Here is a 16,964-nt window from a genome sequence, read left to right on the forward strand (position 1 = left end):
ACAATGACATTGCCGGGGTCGGGCACGGTACCTAGACCTGTCTCGTGACACCGGCCTGCATCGACGATTTCCGACTGCTCGCGAAAGCGCGCCTGCCCCTGTTCCTGTTCGATTACATCGACGGCGGTTCCTACTCGGAATCGACCATGCGCGCCAATGTCGAGGACCTGCAGCGGCTGAAGCTGCGCCAGAAGGTCATGACGGACGTGTCGCGGATCGACCTTTCCACCACCCTGCTTGGCCGCCCCTCCTCCCTGCCGGTCGCGCTCGCGCCGGTCGGACTCGCGGGCATGTATGCGCGGCGCGGCGAGGTGCAGGCGGCGCGGGCGGCCGAGGCAGCGGGCGTGCCGTTCATCCTCTCCGCCTCCGCCTGTTGCGGGATGGAAGAGGTTGCGGCCGGCGTGACCCGGCCCTTCGCCTTCCAGCTTTACATGATCCGCGACCGCGAGTTCATGAAGGACATGCTGGCACGCGCCAGGGCGATCGGCGTCGAGACGCTGGTGCTGACGGTCGACCTGATCGTCCACAGCGCGCGCTACCGCGACGTGCGGTCCAGCCTGACCGGCAGGCAGGGCATCGAGGCGCGGCTTAAGCGGTTCTTTCAGATCGCGACCCGCCCGGCCTGGGCGTTCGATGTCGGCCTGTTCGGCGGACCGCATACATTGGGCAATTTCGCGCCGGTGATGCCGGAGGGCGCTGGGCTCGACCAGTTCACCGCCTGGGTCGCGCGCAATTTCGATCCGTCGATCACCTGGAAGGATATCGACTGGATCCGCCAGCACTGGGACGGGCGGATCGTGATCAAGGGTGTGATGGACCCGGCCGATGCGGTCGCCGCGTGCGGCGCCGGCGCCGAGGCGATCGTCGTTTCCAACCATGGCGGCCGCCAACTCGACGGCGCGCCCTCCTCCATCGCGGCCCTGCCGGGCGTAGTCGAGGCTGTCGCCGGACGGGCGGATGTGCTGATGGATGGCGGCATAAGATCAGGCGTCGACGTGCTGCGCGCGCTGGGCCTCGGAGCGAAGGGCGTACTGCTCGGCCGCGCCTGGGCGTATGCGCTAGCCGCCCAGGGCGGTTCGGGCGTCGCGCAGATGCTCGAACTGCTGCGCCACGAGATGGCGGTGGCGATGGCGCTGACCGGCCAGACCGACGTGAAGAACCTCTCGCCAGACATGCTGCTGCCCTGATCTGCATATTCGCGGCGCGCGCCATCTTGACGATGGGGTCTCCTCACCGTAGATGCGCCGCTCCGCAAGTACGGCCCCTTCGTCTAGCGGTTAGGACGTCGCCCTCTCACGGCGAAAACACGAGTTCGATTCTCGTAGGGGTCACCAAGCGTTATCAATGGCTTAGCTGGCGATGCGTACTTTTGGTGTGATATCCGTGTGATATCCGCCCCCGGACATAGCTGGATATTCGAGGGATTCGGATGCGGCAGATTGCTCCCGCAGGACGGCAAACCGAGACCGCCGCCAATTGGGCAGGTGTCCGCTGTTCGGATGCCTGAAGCGCCGTCGAACCGTGCGAACGAGCGTCCTAGCAATCGGTTTGGACTGCGAGAAACGCGCGGAGGTTCGCGACGGGGACGAGTCGGGCCCGCCCAACTTTGACCGTTCGGATGGCCCCTTCATCGATGAGTTCGTACACTTTTGACCGGCTAAGGCCGATCATCCTGGCGGCAACGTCGATTCGAACCGAAACGGGTTCGGGCTGCGTCCCAAGCCTCTGGGGAAGATCGGTCATTGCTGCTCACCTTGGTTGCGCCAAACGGCAAAAGCGCGATCGCTCTCGAGAAATCCGTCGAGCATCGCCGGGACACGGTCGTTCACAGTCGCCTCTGCTCCATAGAGTTTGGCATATTCCTGTAGCGCCCGATACAGCTCGGGAAGGACGGTCAGCACGAGCTTGACCGGCGTGCGATCGGGCAAACGCCTGAGCTTGAGGTCTACCATTACTGCTTCTCCTGCCAGGGTTTGAGGATGATATCCTGATGCACGACAAGCCTGACAGGGACGCCCGGCCGGACGGTGATCGTGGATTGCACTTGAAGATTGCGGGAGGTCAGCTGATCGCCCGCCCGCGGGTACGCTTTTGGCCGTGCCTTACCGAGATCGCGGCCCGCGAGGTTCAAAATCACTGATCCAGAGCAGGATCGATAACCCATGACGCATTTGTCACGGGCGCTTTGCCAGGACGGATGGCAAAAGTTTATCGATGCACGGTTGGACCCTTGTCAGCATTTCGTCGGCTTATCTCACCGCGGAAATCTCGACGCTCGGCGCCGAACTGCAATCGCTCGTCGATGGCTGTGGCAACCCGCTGCAATGGAACGGCGATCCCACCATATGGCGCGGCCGCGCGCCGATCCTGTTTCCAGTCATCGGCCTGCTGGAGAATGGACAATATCGCCTCAACGGCAACAACTACGCCATGCCCAAGCATGGTTTCGCACGCCACGCGCTGTTCGAACTCGCCGCGCATGACGATACCAGCGCGACCTTCCGACTGCGCGCGACGGCGGAGACCCGCGCGATCTACCCGTTCCAGTTCCAGCTCGACATCGCCTTCACTCTTGTCGACGCGACGCTAACCGTATCGGCCACCATCGCCAATCACGGCACTGAGCCGATGCCGGCCAGTTTTGGCTTCCATCCCGCGCTGCGTTGGCCCCTGCCCTATGGCGAACCGCGCGACGAGCATCGCCTCCTCTTCACCGACGAGGAACCCGCGCCTATCCGCCGCATCGACAGCGACGGTTTCCTTCTCCCGACGCTCGAGCCCACGCCAGTCGTCGGTAACGTCCTCACCCTGCGCGACGATCTGTTCGTCGCGGACGCGCTGATCTTCGATGCGCTGAACAGTCGCACCGTCGTTTATGGAGCGTCGACCGGCCCGCAGATCAAGCTCTCCTTCGCTGATTTTCCGACGCTCGGGGTGTGGACCAAGCCGGGCGCCGGCTTCCTTTGCATCGAACCATGGCATGGTTTTTCCGATCCTGTCGGTTTCGCCGGCGACATCCGCGACAAGCCCGGCATCTTCGAGGTCGCACCGAGCGACACGCGTACCATGGCGATGAGCATCACGCTCGTCGCACCCTAGCGCAACCTTTGGGAGAGAACATGTTCGGCAATCAGGTCGCGATCGTCACCGGTGGGGAATCCGGCATCGGTGCCGCCTGCGCCAAGACGCTGGGCGACGGCGGCGCGCGCGTCGTCATCACCTATTTCCGGGATGAGGCCGCCGCCCGCGCGGTCTGCGCATCGATCGGCGGGGATGATCGCGCCATCGCGGTGCAGACCGATGTCGGTGACGAAACCGCCGTGGCGCAGCTGTTCGCGGCGGCCGAAAAGGCCTTCGGTACGGTCAGCCTGCTGGTCAATTCCGCCGGTCTCAACATGAGCGGCGTGATGATCGCCGATATGGAACTGGCGCAATTCGATCGCGTCATCCGCTCCGATCTCTACGGGCCGTTCCTGACCTGCCGCCAACTGGTCCGCGGGCTGGAGGCGAAGGGCGCAAAGGGGCGCATCGTCAACATCTCGTCGATCCACGAACGCGCCCCGCGCCCCGGCGGGGTCGACTATGATTCGGCCAAGGGCGGGCTGTCGCAACTGACCGCGACGCTGGCGCTCGAACTCGCGCCCCGCGGCATAGCGGTGAACGGGGTCGCGCCGGGCATGATCCTGACGCCGATGAACCAGTCGGCGCTCGATCATCCGGAAGAACTCGCCGCCAAGGAGGCTGCCATCCCATGGCGCCGCGCCGGTCGCCCGGACGAGGTCGCGGCGCTGGTCGCGTTCCTGCTGTCACCCGCCGCCGACTACATCACCGGCACGACCGTCACGATCGACGGGGCGCTGTCCCTCACCGTCGCGCAAGGGGCCTGAGCGATGATCACCTATGCGGTCGAACAACTCGACACCGTCGTTCTGACGGGAGGTCCGCTGATCGGCGCGATGGATCTGATGAGCCCGTTCGTGTGGCAGGAGAAAGATGTCTATCGCATCATGGTGCGCGGTGTGCCGCACCCGCTCGGGCCGACCGATCCGACGGGCCTGATCCTCGGCGGCCACGGCAGCGACGGCCTGTCGTTCGCGATGGATGACCGGCCCGTACTGGCGCCCGGCCCAGGTCCTGACGATGCCGGCGGTTGCGAGGATCCTACCGTGCTGGTCAAGGCCGACGGCAGCTATCTCGTCTATTATACAGGTGTCGATGCCGCCCACACACAAGGTTCGATGATCCTCGTTGCCGGTGCGACGTTGGAGGCGCTTCACGAGAAGAAACTCGTGCTCAAGGCACCGCCCGGCGAAGGTAATATCAAAGAGGCGACGCTGGCCCAGACCGCGACCGGTGACTGGCGCCTGTTCTACGAATATGCCGCCAATGAGGCGTCGCGCATCGGCATGGCGCGTGGTTCGTCTCCGGAAGGCCCATGGAATAATCTGCCCGATCCGTTCGGCATCCGAGAGGACAGTTGGGACAATTGGCATCTCTCGACCGGGCCGATCATCCAATTGCCCGGTCAGGATCCGGTGATGTTCTACAACGGCGCCACACATGACGCGCGCTGGCGGATCGGCTGGATCAGTTTCGATGCCGATTTTACGCGCGTCACCGGGCGCGGCCTGGAGCCGATGCTGATGCCGCCCCCAGCGACCGACCGAAGTGCTACCGACATTGCCTTCGCTGCATCGACGGTCATCATGGGCGACCGGATCGCACTTTATTATTCGCTTGAGGACCGCTTGCTACGCCGCGCGCTGATAGGACAGTACACAAGTTCAGCTCGACGGCTCCTCAATCCTCGGCAGCGATCCGCAAAACCAGCCCGTCAAGCGCATCATCGAACGGGATTTGGCATGACAAGCGCGAGGTGACATTGCGGTCCGCCGAACTATCGAGGAGATCGCTCTCATCGCTGTTTTTCGCGGGCAGTCGCTCGAACCAAGCTGGCTCGACGTGAACGTGACAGGTCGCACAGCTGCAACATCCACCGCACAACGCCAGTAACTCGTCTATGCCCGCGTCTCGGATGATCTCCATGACAGAGCGACCGGAACTCGCCTCGACGTGATGAACATCCCCATCTCGCGTCGTGACCACTAGTTGCGGCATGAATGTACCGTCGAGCAATCAATAATCCGGTAGAACCGCATGGCTTCCTGTCCTCTATTAACTGAGCTTACACATGATCGTCAGCCGATCGCGATGTGGCGGGAACAGTCAGCGTCGCCGCCCCCCGACGATGAGTATCGCCGCTTTGGCCGTGCCCAGCTCACGGTGAACAAATTGTCGGGCAAGCCAAATCTGCCCGACAACCCTTTCACGCCGGGGCCAATCAGAATTTGTACCGCGCCTTGATCCCATATGTTCGAGGCGCTGCCGGTCCAGCGACGTCATTGCCGCCCGTACCGGCCCCTGCCCCAGCGAGGTAGTATTCATTCAACAGGTTACGCCCGAAAGCCTGAAAGCTGAACCGTGAATTGGTAGGCGTCCAAGTCACCGCTGCGCTCACGACATGAAAGGCATCCTGCCGCAGGCGATTTTCCGGCTCCCAGAAATAGTGCGACTTGAATCCATCGCTCGCATTGAACTCCAAGCGCCCGATGTTCGTGTCGACCTCGTAGTTCACGCCGAGTACGTAGGAAAACTTCGGCGCATTTGGCAATTGACGGCCCGACAGGTCGCATACAGCGCTCGTGAAGCCACCTAACACGGTGCCTGTAACGACCCGGGGGGTTGTGCAAATTCCGCCTGGAAACTCACTGTATTTTGCATCAAGCAACTCCGCCGCGAGAGTGAAGGTCAAACCTTTTGCTGGGGCCAAGACAATATCAAGATCGACCCCTTTGATATGTGCTCTCGCCGCATTGTAAAGAAGCGACCCTCCTGGAGGTGCCGGCGGCGCTGTAGTGCGCAGCTGAATATCCTTGTAGTCATAGTAGAACGCTGACGCATTGACTTGCAGGACGTGATTGGCAGTTCGCGACTTGAAGCCAATCTCGAACGCGTCGAGAACTTCCGGGCGCGAGGCAGGGTTCGTAAAGCTTATCGGGTTGAAACCGCCCGATTTGAAACCCCGATTGTAGGACGCATAGAGATTGACCTCCGACGCCAGTTCCTGAGAAAGCACCGCACGATAGGTCACCTTTCCAAATGTAACGTCGGTGTCGATTCCATTCGGGAACCCGGTGAAAGGTTGTCCCGGCCTCGTCACCGTCGTCGACGGGAGAACAGGGATCGAGTTCGGTCGACCAGCCAGAGGCGTGAGAAGCCCATCAAGCGTCTTATTGTCGCTCGTGTAGCGTAGACCTAGCGTCACCTTGGTCGTCGGCGTAATTTCGTAGGTGCCATCCGCATAACCCGAATATGACTTGGTGCGTTGAATGCCGTCGGTGCGCGTAGGCACAGGCGCGACACATACCGTCCCGACGCACACGCCGTAGACGTCCGATATGATTTCCGTCCTGTCGCGATAATAGAAGCCGCCAATGATCCACGAAAACTTCGAATCGGAGTCCAACGATGCCAGTTGGAGTTCTTGACTGAATGTCTTCGCGGTTTGCAGCCCGCCGAGGAAGACCGCGCCTTGGCCGGCTACGAGGTTACCAAAGTTACCGCTTTGCACCGAAAGACTTGGCGAACGGTTATCGATGTAGCCAGTGGTGCTCGTAAGCGTCGCGAAACCGAACCGCTGCTCGATTTTAAGAGATACATTGTATTGGCGCTGCTTCGCCGAAGGGTCGATGCGTTCATTAATGAGGAATTTTCCACGGAATACGGATCCGTCGGCACCTACCGAACCTGGAAAGATATATTGGCCGTTACCCTGATCGGTTTTGACGTTGTCGTAGAACCCGCGCAATGTGACGGTCGTATCAGCGCTCGGGCGCCACTGCAGTTTCCCCTGTATCCCGAAGTCCTTGAACTTGTAGACGTCGCTCCCCGTGTAGAGGTTCCGGCCCCAACCATCGGCCTGGTTAATGTACACGACAGCGACGTTGGCCGCGAGCGTTTCGCTAATCGGCACCGAGCCATAGAAGTTGAACTGGGTCGTTTGGTAATTCGCATAGCTCGCCGATGCGTCGACCGCCAACTCGCTGCCAGGGTCGCGAGTAATGACATGGATCAGGCCGCCGGTGGTGTTGCGCCCATATAGCGTGCCCTGCGGCCCCTTAAGAACCTCAATTCGTTCGATGTTGTTGAAGGAGAACGCCGACGAGGCCGAGTTCGGCAGATACAGACCGTCAAGATACGTCGCGATAGGCACTTCCGTGCTGTAGCCCGCGCTTGTCGTGCCGACGCCACGCAAGAAGGCGTTCACGCCCACCAAGGTACGGGCCTGACTAAGGCCCGCCGTGATCTGTGGAAGATCGTTGGTGCTCTGAATGCCCAACTTGGTAAGCGTCTCGCCCTTGAACGCAACGATGGAGATAGGAACGTTCTGCAGGTTCTCTGAACGGCGATTAGCGGTGACGATGATATCGTTGACGCCGGCGTCATCCCTTGCCGGATCAATATCCGCCTTGCTCGATCCAGCACCAGCCTGGCTCGAAGGGAGCGCAGACTGCGCCTGAGCCATCGCCGGAATCGCGGCGATCAAAGCGCCCGATGCGAGCGACCACGGTCTAATACGCATTTTCCCCTCCCCGGAGCCGTTTTTATACGTCCGGCCCTATCGACGACCGAATCGAGACTCACCTTAGAAAAATAGTTTATAATCGCAAAGCGATTTTTTTCATCTCGAGCTCGTGCCTTATGTCTGGCAATTGCCTTGTCGATGCAGTGCTGAACCCCTGCGGCGCCAGAAAGACGGCTCATCTATGACCGTTGCGCCTCGTCACATTGCTTAATCACAAGGTCGAGATAATATATTTTTTGTAAGGTCTTCGCCCAACCGCAGAAGGGCCCAGGTCAAGAGGCGTTCCCGGCAAGGTCAGGGCCGCCTCACATCTCGGTTAAGCCCCTATAGTTGCTCGGTCGAGCTGGCCCTCGACGCTGCTACGAATGACCACAGAGCATCGTGGCGGCAAGTTTGCCCTGCCGCATCAGGTCTCGGCGCGCTGATCAACGCCGCATTTCGACTCCTCCGCGATCAGCTTCGCGAGCGCGCGTCGGGCCAGAACTCCAGCAGCGTCGCCGCGGAGAAGCAGCGGTTTCAAAGTCCAGAAGTCCTGGTCGCCCATCATCGCCTGCTGCGCCTCGATCATCGGCTTGTCCTCACCGCCGAACGCCCTTTCCACCACGCTGAGGAGACGAGCGTCGAGATCGGGCTCGTTGTGCCTGAAGGATCGCGTGCCGGCCCAGAAATAGTGGGTCGATCGATCCGTTTCGGGAGTCATGAAATGAACGGTGCGGATCTCACGCGCGCCTTCCCGTGGCGTTCCCGCTGGCGTCAGCCCGCTAATGTGCGTCATCAACGCCGGGGCATCCCAGATCACGTCGCTCCACACGTCAACGGGCTCATCCACCTCGTAGAGCGCGGCGAACATCGGCGACGGTCGATCCTGGCGCCAGGCACGCTCATAGTAGACACGGGAGCCTTCCTGGCGCGTGCGCGGCTTGACCGCAGCACTTGCCTCGTCGGCGTTGAACGTCGCCCGGTGGACGAAGGCGACGTGGGAGAGGTCGAGAATGTTGTCAGACATCAACTCGTAGTTCGCGCTCGTGTGCACATATGACGTCATGCGGGAATAGCCAGACTCGGGACGAAGGAAGAACAGGTCCGGAAGCAACGACACGTCCGCCGTCTCCGGATCGCCCATCCAGATCCACAAACCGCCATAGATCTCGATTAGCGCATATTTCCTGAGCCTCGCGGCGACGGGGGTCGCGCCGTCAGCCTGCGGATTGAACACGCACTTCCCTTCACGATCGAACTCGAGCCCATGATAGGGGCACTGGATGCGATCGTCTTTCACGTTACCCAGGTGGAGTGGCGCGAAGCGGTGAGGACACCGGTCCGACAGCGCGATGGCGTCGCCGCCACTCGTCCGGTATATCACCACCGGCTCGTTGAGGATCGTCCGCGCGAAGGGTGCATCCACGACCTCATCGGACCAGGCCGCCAAATACCAGCAACTTCTGAGGAAGGTCATACTTTTCTCCGTTATGCCACGCGCCGGCCAAGGAAAAGTGCGCCCGACCTGGCGCCCCCCCCCCCCCCCGGCGGCTAGCTCGCGAAGAGATGTCCGCGGTCTCCATGCGAAAGCCAACGCTGCAACCTCTCGTCCAGGGCTGCAATTTCCGGTCCCCGCGTCCCCGGCAGATCGCGGCTCACGTCAAACCCCATCTTCGTCTGAAGGTACGCGAGATGCCGATAGCCAATGGGAAAACCGTTCAAGATTTCGTCATCGAGTTCGAGGCGGGCGTCTGGGCGGACCGTGTCGATACGATCGATCTCATAGACGGGCTGGCGCAAAAGCAGCCGCCAGCGACCGTCGAGGACTTCCAAGGCGTCCATGAACCGCCCGTGGCAGGTCACGTCGACGTCGACGCCATCCAGCTTGCCCCGTTGCAGGATTTGCATCTTGGTTTGCGCGACCGCTCGCTGGCCCACGATCTCGATGCTCGATCCGCCGAGCGCATGCAGACCGATCACGCTGGCGTCGAACATCCTGCGACACCCGGCGATGAACTCCGGCGCGGTGGCGCTGAACCAGGTCGCATTCATCCGGCCGTCGGGATGCCACAGATCTGAGAATCGATCCCAATCGCCGGCATCGCGCAAGACGACCCAGTTCTCGAGCAAATCCCGGATGGCCGAACGATCCACGATGTCCTCAAGCGTGGACGATCTCTCGTAGGATCGTGCAAGCCGAGTATCTTCCTCCACCACTTATCGTGCCTCCTCAGTGTTTCCGGATGCTACGGGTATCCGCCAGACCAACAGCGCCGCGATCAGAGGACCACAGGCGAAAATCATCGAGACGGTGCTTCGCGAAAAACCCTCGGCGAACATCCAGCCGGCCATTGCCGGGGCGACGGCGCTGGCCGCGCGCCCCACACCTATTACCAGTCCGATGCCCGATGCGCGCTGCAAGGGGGCGAAGCTTGACGTCAGGATGCCGTAGAACAACCCGGTGCTCGCGACGCCGCAAAAGCCGTATATGCAGGCGGCTGTCATCAGGACAGCGAGTACCGGTGGTGCGTGGCCGAGTATGAGCAGTGCAACGGTGCAACCGATCATCATCAGTCCCGCCAGGCGGGTTGCCGCGAAGCGGATTGCGAGCAACCCTATCACGACGCCGCCGAGCATGCCCGTCGCGTGGGAGACGGCTGACACCGAACTCGCGACGGTCAAGGAAAATCCGAGGTCGGAGATCTGCTGCGGAAGCCAGTTGATGATGTAGAATGTCGTGGTGGCCATCAGCAGGTTGATCGCAATGAGCCTCGCGGTCGTCGCCGCGGCCCCCGCCGAGAAAAGCACCCGATATGGTTGCCGGACCGCTTCGACCGGCGCGGCCGGTACTGCCGCAAGCGGCCGGTGACCTAGGCGAGCGAGGACATGGTTGATCCGCGGAAGGGCGTCTGGTGCTCCGCAGGTCAGAAGGTATGCGGGTGACTCAGGCAGGAAAAGCAGAACGGGTATGACAAGGACAGCCCCGCCAATCGCGCCCAGCAGGAATATCCAATGCCAGCCCAGCGCAGGCAAGGCGGCCGATGCCAGGACACCGCCCAGAATGCCCCCCACGGGGAAGCCGATCGTCGCGATCGCCGCCACGGCGATCGGACGAACGCGGCGGTTGGCGAACTCCGCCGCGAACAGGGCAGTCAACGGGACCACCGCGCCGATCCCGAGACCCGTGACGAATCGCCCAGCAGCGAGCATCTGCGGACCTGAAGCGACGCCGGCCATCATTGACCCGAAGGTCATCGCGGCCAGACCGCCAAGCAGAAGGGGTCGACGTCCGAGCCGGTCGGCGATCGGAGATAGAAAGATGGAACCGATGGCCATGCCCATCAGGCTGCTCGAGAGAATGATCCCGAGGAAACCCTTACCCAGGTGCCATTCGCGCGTGACGGCGGGAGCCACCAGCGCCATCGCGAGGGCGTCGTAGCCGTCCAGAATCGCGAGGAGCATCGTCACCCCGAGAACGATGAACTGCCGACTGCGCATCGGCAGCGCATCGAGGGTGTATCCTGAGACGTCGATCCCGGACGTATCGCGCTTTGCCTCCATCTTCATCGGCTCAGTCTTTCCTGCCAGGCTTCGGCCGCGAAGAACTGCAACGAATCTCGACAGGGGCAACGATCAGACGCGCGGCATGCGGTGCAATCACGCCGATGCCGCTTCCGCGGTCCGCTGAGTATAGAAGTTGCCCGACGGCACCGTCAGCACTTCCTTGCCCGGTTCGTATGCGATGTTGATGGGATCCCCGCCGTTCTGCACTTTTTTGATCTCCCGGCGAAGGACGCGACGTTGCAGGCCGATGCCCTTGTCCGACGTGACGAGATGCTCCTGAGAGTGGCTGGGCAGGCCGTTGGGGCCTTGCGTCGACTGCGCCTCATAGTCGTTGGGGGCATCCTGACGTTCCTCGGCCGTCATTTCGGACCATGGCTTAAGATCGCCCAGACCAAGATCGGAGAAGGGACGCTTGAAATCCGGCCCGACCTTCAGGATGTTGATCGCGCGAACATGGTTGTCATCCACGGGAACGAAGATCGAGACATGTCCTCCGGCGCCCACGATCGCCCCCGGGTTGACGGTCATGTTGGGGGCAAGCCATGTAAGAATGCGCTTCATATGACGGCCATCGGGCAGATCGCGCTCCGCCCGGTATATGACGCCCCGGTCGATCTCCTCCCAGTCGACTTTAGGCAGAACAGCCATGCGCGCGTCGAAGTGCGTCACCCCGTTATTGGAGTGCAAGTAGAACACATGAAAGGGATCCATGTTGTTGTCATTGAGGTTGAGCCACGAATAAGGCACAACTTCGGGACCATTCAAATCAGCGTGGGCGGAGAAACTGTTGTCGAGCACATAATAGCGCTCATTCTCTTCTAATTGCTCAAGGTGCTCCAGCTTCGGCAGTAGCGGCATCTTGTCGGGCGGCCCCATATAGGTCCAAATCGTGCCGTATTGCTCGCGAAGGGGATACCATGGCTGGCGAGCCGACGCCCGGTTCAGGCCGCCCTTGGGCTCGCAAGGCTGGTCAAGACAGTTTCCTTCGACGTCGAATTTCCAGCCATGATAGCAGCAGCGGATACCCCCCGACTCTACCCGACCATATAGAAGCGATGTGCCACGATGCATGCAGTGGGGGAAGAGCAGGCCCGGACGGCCGTCCTTGTCGCGAAACAGAATAAGGTCCTCGCCCAGAATGCGAATCTGCTGGGGTCGGTCTGTCACGTTGTGAGACGCGCGAACGGGCAACCAGTAGCGGCGGAAAAATTCTCCGCACGGCGTCCCTGGGCCGACTTCGGTCAGCAACTTCTCAGCGGTTGGCTGCGGATGGCCATAGGCGGTGCCGGTCAGTGGCTGTGCGACGGCCGATGCGTCAGTCATGGAGGGCATCCTTTCCCATATTATTCACAGCCGGGATGCTAGGCTTCGTGGAAATCCGTGACTAATGCCTATAACGCTTCAGCAATGCCTGAAAATTATAGTGAGAGTGAAGTGAGGCTAAGTCAGATCAGGAACTTCGTCGCGGTCGCCGAGCGCGGCAGCGTTCAGGGCGCAGCCCGGCAGATGGGAATCACGCAGCCGGCTGTCACGCGCAGCGTACGCGAACTGGAGCAGGAACTCGGCGCGACGCTCTTCGAGCGAACGGGATCCGGCATGGTTCTGACGAAAATTGGCCAGACCGTCCTGCGTAGAGCCAGCGGAATAAAGTCCGAGGTCGAGCGAATTGGCGAAGAAGTCGCCCAACTGACAGGTCGACGGGTCGGAACCGTAACGGTCGGTCTCTCTTTCGTCGCGCACGCGGGATTGCTCCCCAAGGTCATCGACGCCTTTCGAAGGCGCGAGCCGGACGTCCACGTGACAATAAAGGAAAGCCTGTTCCAGAACATCGAAGCGGAGATCAGCAACGGAACCGTGGATTTCTACGTGGGCCCCATTCCACCGGCTTACGCTCTCCACAGCAAGATGTTGATCGAGCCGCTCTTCGAAAACCGTCGACAAATATTCTGCCGCCGGGGGCACCGGCTGGCCGGGGCTAAATCGCTCTCCGAACTGACGGAGGCGAGGTGGGTTTCGATGTCCGTGGCGCAGAATCCGATGGACGATCTCGCCGCCCAATTCAGCTTGCACGGGTTGCCCGCGCCGCAGGCCGTCGTGCGCGCGGAGACGATGTTGAGCATGATCTTCATCGCCGGTTCGTCCGATCTGCTCACCGCGCTGCCTCAACAGCTCGACCGGCTGATCGGAATAAGAAGCAGCCTCGTCCGCATACCGGTGGCGGAGCAACTGGCATCCTCAAGGATATGCATCGTGAAACGGGCCTCGATCCCGCTCGCGCCCGCCGCTGAAATTCTAAGCGATCTCTTCAGACGCGCGGCAATCGCCCACGCCGCGACGTTGCCCGGCACTGAGGCGCTGACGCGCTAGCGGCAAACCCCCGCTGAGGACATTGCGTCATGCGCGCCGGGCCGAAATCCATTAAACTGTAGATAATATATTTTTTTCTGATATCGATGCTTCCTTTAGCAGGGTTTACGCGACGCAGTTCGCGAGACCGAGAACTGGGAGGATGAGGTGACAATAGCAAAGGCGCTCGACGTGGAGGCGGTTCGTTTTTCGGCGCCAGATCTGAGCCAGATGCACCAATTTCTGATCGATTTCGGTTTGCTGGATGCGGACGATGCGGGTGACGGGCTATTGCGGATGCGTGGCACGGGCAGCGCGCCATTCGTTCACGAGACGATTGAAGGAGCGGCGGGCTTCGCCGGGCTAACCATGCGCGTGCGGAGCCTGGATGATCTCGAAGCGCTTGCGAAGATCGAAGGCGGGGCGGTCGAAGCTGCAACTGGCCCCGGCGGCGGTTTCAGAGTCGCATTGCGCGATCCGGACGGTTTCGTCGTGGAAGCGATTGCCGAGAAGGCACGCGCGCCTGAACTTTCTCACGGCTCACGCGACTCTTGGAATGTAATCGCGCGCCGCGAGCGCGAGGGACGCGCCAAACGGCTAGCAGCGGGGCCAGCCAACGTCATCCGCCTGGGCCATGTCGTGCTCAATGTGACAAACCTGGCCGAGAGCTGGAAATGGTGGCAGAGTCGATTCGGCTTGCTGGTTTCCGACGAAGTCCGCACGCCGAACGGTGACGTTGCCGCATTATTTATCCGGTGCGATCGTGGGAGCGAAACGGTAGATCATCACACGCTCAATTTCGCGTCGGTCCCGGGACTGCCCGCACAATTCCATCACGCAGCATTCGAGGTCGCCGATCTGGACGACCTGATGGCCGGCAGCAGGCATCTCGAAATCAAGGGGTATCATCACGATTGGGGGGTGGGCCGTCACATCCTGGGGAGCCAGGTGTTCGATTATTGGAAGGATCCATGGGGCCATCGCGTCGAGCATTGGACCGATGGCGACTTGTTCGACGCGAGCGTTGCGCCGAACATCACCGATATCCCGACGATGATGGGCCACCAATGGGGCCCAGACGCCCCGGCCGATTTCGCCGCCTGAATCGATATCGGCGAGGATCGGACGTCCCGGTCCTCGCCACTAGATAGCCTCATCGTTTTTCACGCGGCGCACCCGATATGATGCACCTTGATATTTTATTGGGGTGGTGAATCAAAAGGCGACCTTGTCGCCGCCTTTCAGGTGCAGGATGTCACGGGCTTCCGCCGGCGTGGCGACTTCGAGCCCCAGCCCCTCGATGATCTGGCGCACCTGCCGAACCTGCTGCGCGTTGCTTTCGGCGAGTCGCCCGGGGCCGATCCACAGCGAATCCTCGAGCCCCACGCGGACGTTGCCGCCCATCGCCGCCGCCATCGCCGCGACCGGCATCTGCGCGCGGCCGGCAGCCAGCACCGACCAGCGGTAATCATCGCCGAACAGGCGGTCGGCGGTGCGCTTCATATGCAACACCTCGTCGGGATGCGACCCGATGCCACCGAGCAACCCGAACACCGTCTGGATGAACAAAGGCCCCTTCACCAATCCTTCGCTGTAGAAATAATGGAGGTTGTGGAGGTGCGACGTGTCATAACACTCGAACTCGTACCGCGTGCCAGCCTCATTGAGTGTGGTCAGGATGTGTTCGATATCGGCGTAAGTGTTGCGGAAGACGATGTCGCGCGTCGACTCGAGCATCGCCGGTTCCCAGTCGTGCTCGAACGACTTGAACCGCTTGAGCATCGGGAACAGGCCGAAGTTCATCGACCCCATGTTGAGGCTCGCGACCTCGGGCCGCCAGGTCGCGGCAGGGCGGATGCGCTCCTCGACGGTCATGCCGGGCGCGCCACCGGTGGTCAGGTTGCAGACGACGTCGGAGCGCTGTTTAATTGACCGCAGGAACGGCTCGAACAACTCGGGCGCCTGGCTCGGACGACCGTCAGCCGGGTTGCGCGCATGCAGGTGCACGATCGCCGCGCCCGCCTCGGCCGCACCGACAGCGGCATCGGCGATCTGTTCTGCAGTGACGGGTAAATGCGGCGACATCGACGGCGTGTGGATGCCCCCCGTCACGGCACATGTAATGATCACCTTTCCCACTATTATTTCCCTCGACTTATAAGCATTTTTGATAAATATATTTATTGCATCCTCAAATCGAGAGCGCCAGTCATTTTTACAAGGGAGCGGAGAGGAATATGAGCGCGATAGCCGCAGAGACGCCCGCGTTGGACATCGACCTGTTTTCCGACGCAAGCCTGCAGGATCCCTTCGAAGACTACAGAACGCTGCGCGACGCCGGACCGGTCTCCCGGCTCGTTCGGCCTGACGTCTACGCCATCGGGCGGTTCGCCGACGTGCAGGCGGCGCTCAGGGATTCTGACCGACTGATCAATGGCGAGGGCGTAGGGTTTAGCGAAGCCTTCAACGCTCCAAAGGGTATGAACGTGATCCAGTCGGATGGCGACCTGCATCGCCGTCTCCGCCTGACCGTGATGCGACCGCTTTCGCCAGGCCGTCTCAGGGAGGTGCGACCCGACCTGAAGGCCATGATCGTGGAGCGGGTGAAAAGCCTGGTTGGCCGAGGATGGTTCGATGCCATGTCCGAACTCGCCCGCTTCCTCCCCGTCGAGGCGGTCTCGCATTTCGTCGGACTGCCTGCGGTGGGACGCGAACGGATGCTCGACTGGGCAGCCGCGGCGTTCAACGTCATCGGTCCCGATCAACATCCCGCCGACCTGATCTCGTTGCGCGAGGCGATCGGCTTCATGGCAACCCTCAGCGACGATACCGTGCGCGACGGCAGCTGGGCAGGCGAATTGTTCGCGGCCGCGAAAACCGGACGATTGTCAATGCAGGAGGCGATGGCTGCAATCAGCGCCTACGTCATCCCGAGCCTAGACACGACTATCCTCGCGAAAGGCCATCTACTGGCCAACCTCGCGACCTATCCCTCGCAATGGGAACTGCTCTGCGCGCGTCCCGAGCTCATCCCCTCGGCGGTGCTCGAAGGCGTCCGCCGCGACTCAGTACTGCGGTGGTTTTCGCGCGTCGCCGTGGAGGATTATAGGGTCGATGGCGCGATCGTGCCCAAGGGGTCGCGCGTGATGCTGCTCTATGGTTGCGCCAACCGCGACGAGCGCCATTACGAAGACCCCGATCGATTCGATATCGCCCGCGACTCCCGCGATCACCTGGCCTGGGGAACCGGCCAGCACATGTGCGCCGGCATGCACCTTGCGCGAATCGAGATGGAGGTGCTGCTCGAGGCGATGGTCGAGGCCGGCGTCAAGCTGGAGGCTGGTAGCCCCGTGCCGGGCACCAATCGTGGGCTGTACGGGTTCACATCGCTGCCCTACCGCATAGAGAAGGCCTGAAACGCCCGGGTTTT

The 16,964-nt window shown here is 61.5% G+C and carries 16 protein-coding genes and 1 tRNA gene; 8 read left to right on the top strand and 9 right to left on the bottom strand.

The window, feature by feature from the left end:
• Positions 1–44 precede the first annotated feature (44 nt).
• Positions 45–1,187 carry an L-lactate dehydrogenase gene (locus tag NDN01_RS13000; RefSeq protein WP_272621838.1) on the top strand — a complete coding sequence of 381 codons (1,143 nt, stop codon included), beginning with the start codon at positions 45–47 and terminating at the stop codon, positions 1,185–1,187.
• A gap of 72 nt (positions 1,188–1,259) precedes the next feature.
• Positions 1,260–1,334 (top strand) — tRNA-Glu (locus NDN01_RS13005).
• 202 nt (positions 1,335–1,536) lie between these two features.
• Here the strand turns inward: NDN01_RS13005 and NDN01_RS13010 are convergent.
• Complete coding sequence (locus NDN01_RS13010; protein WP_272621839.1) at positions 1,537–1,743, bottom strand: helix-turn-helix domain-containing protein; 207 nt, start codon at positions 1,741–1,743, stop codon at positions 1,537–1,539.
• Entirely contained in the window at positions 1,740–1,952 is a 213-nt protein-coding gene (locus NDN01_RS13015; protein WP_272621840.1) for a DUF2274 domain-containing protein, read from the bottom strand. The genes NDN01_RS13010 and NDN01_RS13015 overlap by 4 nt, the downstream gene beginning before the upstream one ends.
• Positions 1,953–2,214: 262 nt before the next feature.
• Here NDN01_RS13015 and NDN01_RS13020 point away from each other — a divergent pair, with 262 nt between their 5' ends.
• From NDN01_RS13020 to NDN01_RS13030, 3 genes are read left to right on the top strand one after another with little or no spacing between them, the layout of a single operon-like run.
• Entirely contained in the window at positions 2,215–3,099 is an 885-nt protein-coding gene (locus NDN01_RS13020) for an aldose 1-epimerase family protein (RefSeq protein ID WP_272621841.1), read from the top strand.
• A 20-nt stretch (positions 3,100–3,119) separates the two neighbouring features.
• Positions 3,120–3,887, top strand: coding sequence for an SDR family NAD(P)-dependent oxidoreductase (locus NDN01_RS13025; protein ID WP_272621842.1), 768 nt, complete (start codon positions 3,120–3,122; stop codon positions 3,885–3,887).
• Between the two features lie 3 nt (positions 3,888–3,890).
• Positions 3,891–4,880, top strand: coding sequence for a glycosidase (locus NDN01_RS13030; protein WP_272621843.1), 990 nt, complete (start codon positions 3,891–3,893; stop codon positions 4,878–4,880).
• Here NDN01_RS13030 and NDN01_RS13035 read toward each other — a convergent pair.
• The 6 genes from NDN01_RS13035 to NDN01_RS13060 all read right to left on the bottom strand — a co-directional run bounded on the left by NDN01_RS13035 (position 4,801) and on the right by NDN01_RS13060 (position 12,511).
• The gene (locus NDN01_RS13035) at positions 4,801–5,118 is read right to left on the bottom strand and encodes a 2Fe-2S iron-sulfur cluster-binding protein (RefSeq protein ID WP_272628195.1); all 318 of its coding nucleotides are present in this window, start codon (positions 5,116–5,118) and stop codon (positions 4,801–4,803) included. The two genes, NDN01_RS13030 and NDN01_RS13035, sit on opposite strands and share 80 nt — an antisense overlap.
• 223 nt (positions 5,119–5,341) lie before the next feature.
• Entirely contained in the window at positions 5,342–7,642 is a 2,301-nt protein-coding gene (locus tag NDN01_RS13040; RefSeq protein WP_272621845.1) for a TonB-dependent receptor, read from the bottom strand.
• 409 nt (positions 7,643–8,051) lie between these two features.
• The gene (locus NDN01_RS13045; RefSeq protein WP_272621847.1) at positions 8,052–9,101 is read right to left on the bottom strand and encodes an aromatic ring-hydroxylating dioxygenase subunit alpha; all 1,050 of its coding nucleotides are present in this window, start codon (positions 9,099–9,101) and stop codon (positions 8,052–8,054) included.
• Between the two features lie 74 nt (positions 9,102–9,175).
• Positions 9,176–9,841: a nuclear transport factor 2 family protein gene (locus tag NDN01_RS13050; RefSeq protein ID WP_272621848.1), complete on the bottom strand. Its 666-nt coding sequence runs from the start codon at positions 9,839–9,841 to the stop codon at positions 9,176–9,178.
• The gene (locus NDN01_RS13055; protein WP_272621850.1) at positions 9,842–11,191 is read right to left on the bottom strand and encodes an MFS transporter; all 1,350 of its coding nucleotides are present in this window, start codon (positions 11,189–11,191) and stop codon (positions 9,842–9,844) included.
• A gap of 90 nt (positions 11,192–11,281) precedes the next feature.
• A complete protein-coding gene (locus tag NDN01_RS13060; RefSeq protein WP_272621851.1) occupies positions 11,282–12,511 on the bottom strand; it encodes a Rieske 2Fe-2S domain-containing protein in 1,230 nt (409 codons plus the stop codon).
• Positions 12,512–12,595: 84 nt separating this feature from the next.
• Here NDN01_RS13060 and NDN01_RS13065 point away from each other — a divergent pair, with 84 nt between their 5' ends.
• Together NDN01_RS13065 and NDN01_RS13070 are read left to right on the top strand one after the other, a co-directional pair.
• Positions 12,596–13,555 carry a LysR substrate-binding domain-containing protein gene (locus NDN01_RS13065; protein ID WP_272621853.1) on the top strand — a complete coding sequence of 320 codons (960 nt, stop codon included), beginning with the start codon at positions 12,596–12,598 and terminating at the stop codon, positions 13,553–13,555.
• A 147-nt stretch (positions 13,556–13,702) separates the two neighbouring features.
• On the top strand, positions 13,703–14,638 hold the full coding sequence (locus NDN01_RS13070; RefSeq protein ID WP_272621854.1) for a VOC family protein: 936 nt from the start codon (positions 13,703–13,705) through the stop codon (positions 14,636–14,638).
• Between the two features lie 111 nt (positions 14,639–14,749).
• Here the strand turns inward: NDN01_RS13070 and NDN01_RS13075 are convergent, their stop codons facing one another.
• Positions 14,750–15,619 (bottom strand): 3-keto-5-aminohexanoate cleavage protein, encoded by an 870-nt coding sequence (locus tag NDN01_RS13075; RefSeq protein ID WP_443025247.1) that lies wholly within the window; start codon positions 15,617–15,619, stop codon positions 14,750–14,752.
• A 152-nt stretch (positions 15,620–15,771) separates the two neighbouring features.
• Here NDN01_RS13075 and NDN01_RS13080 point away from each other — a divergent pair, with 152 nt between their 5' ends.
• Complete coding sequence (locus NDN01_RS13080) at positions 15,772–16,950, top strand: cytochrome P450 (protein ID WP_272621856.1); 1,179 nt, start codon at positions 15,772–15,774, stop codon at positions 16,948–16,950.
• The last annotated feature ends 14 nt before the right edge of the window (positions 16,951–16,964 follow it).

Origin of the sequence: Sphingomonas sp. QA11 (genome assembly GCF_028473665.1) — a bacterium.
GTDB classification, from domain to species: Bacteria; Pseudomonadota; Alphaproteobacteria; order Sphingomonadales; family Sphingomonadaceae; genus Sphingomonas; species Sphingomonas phytovorans.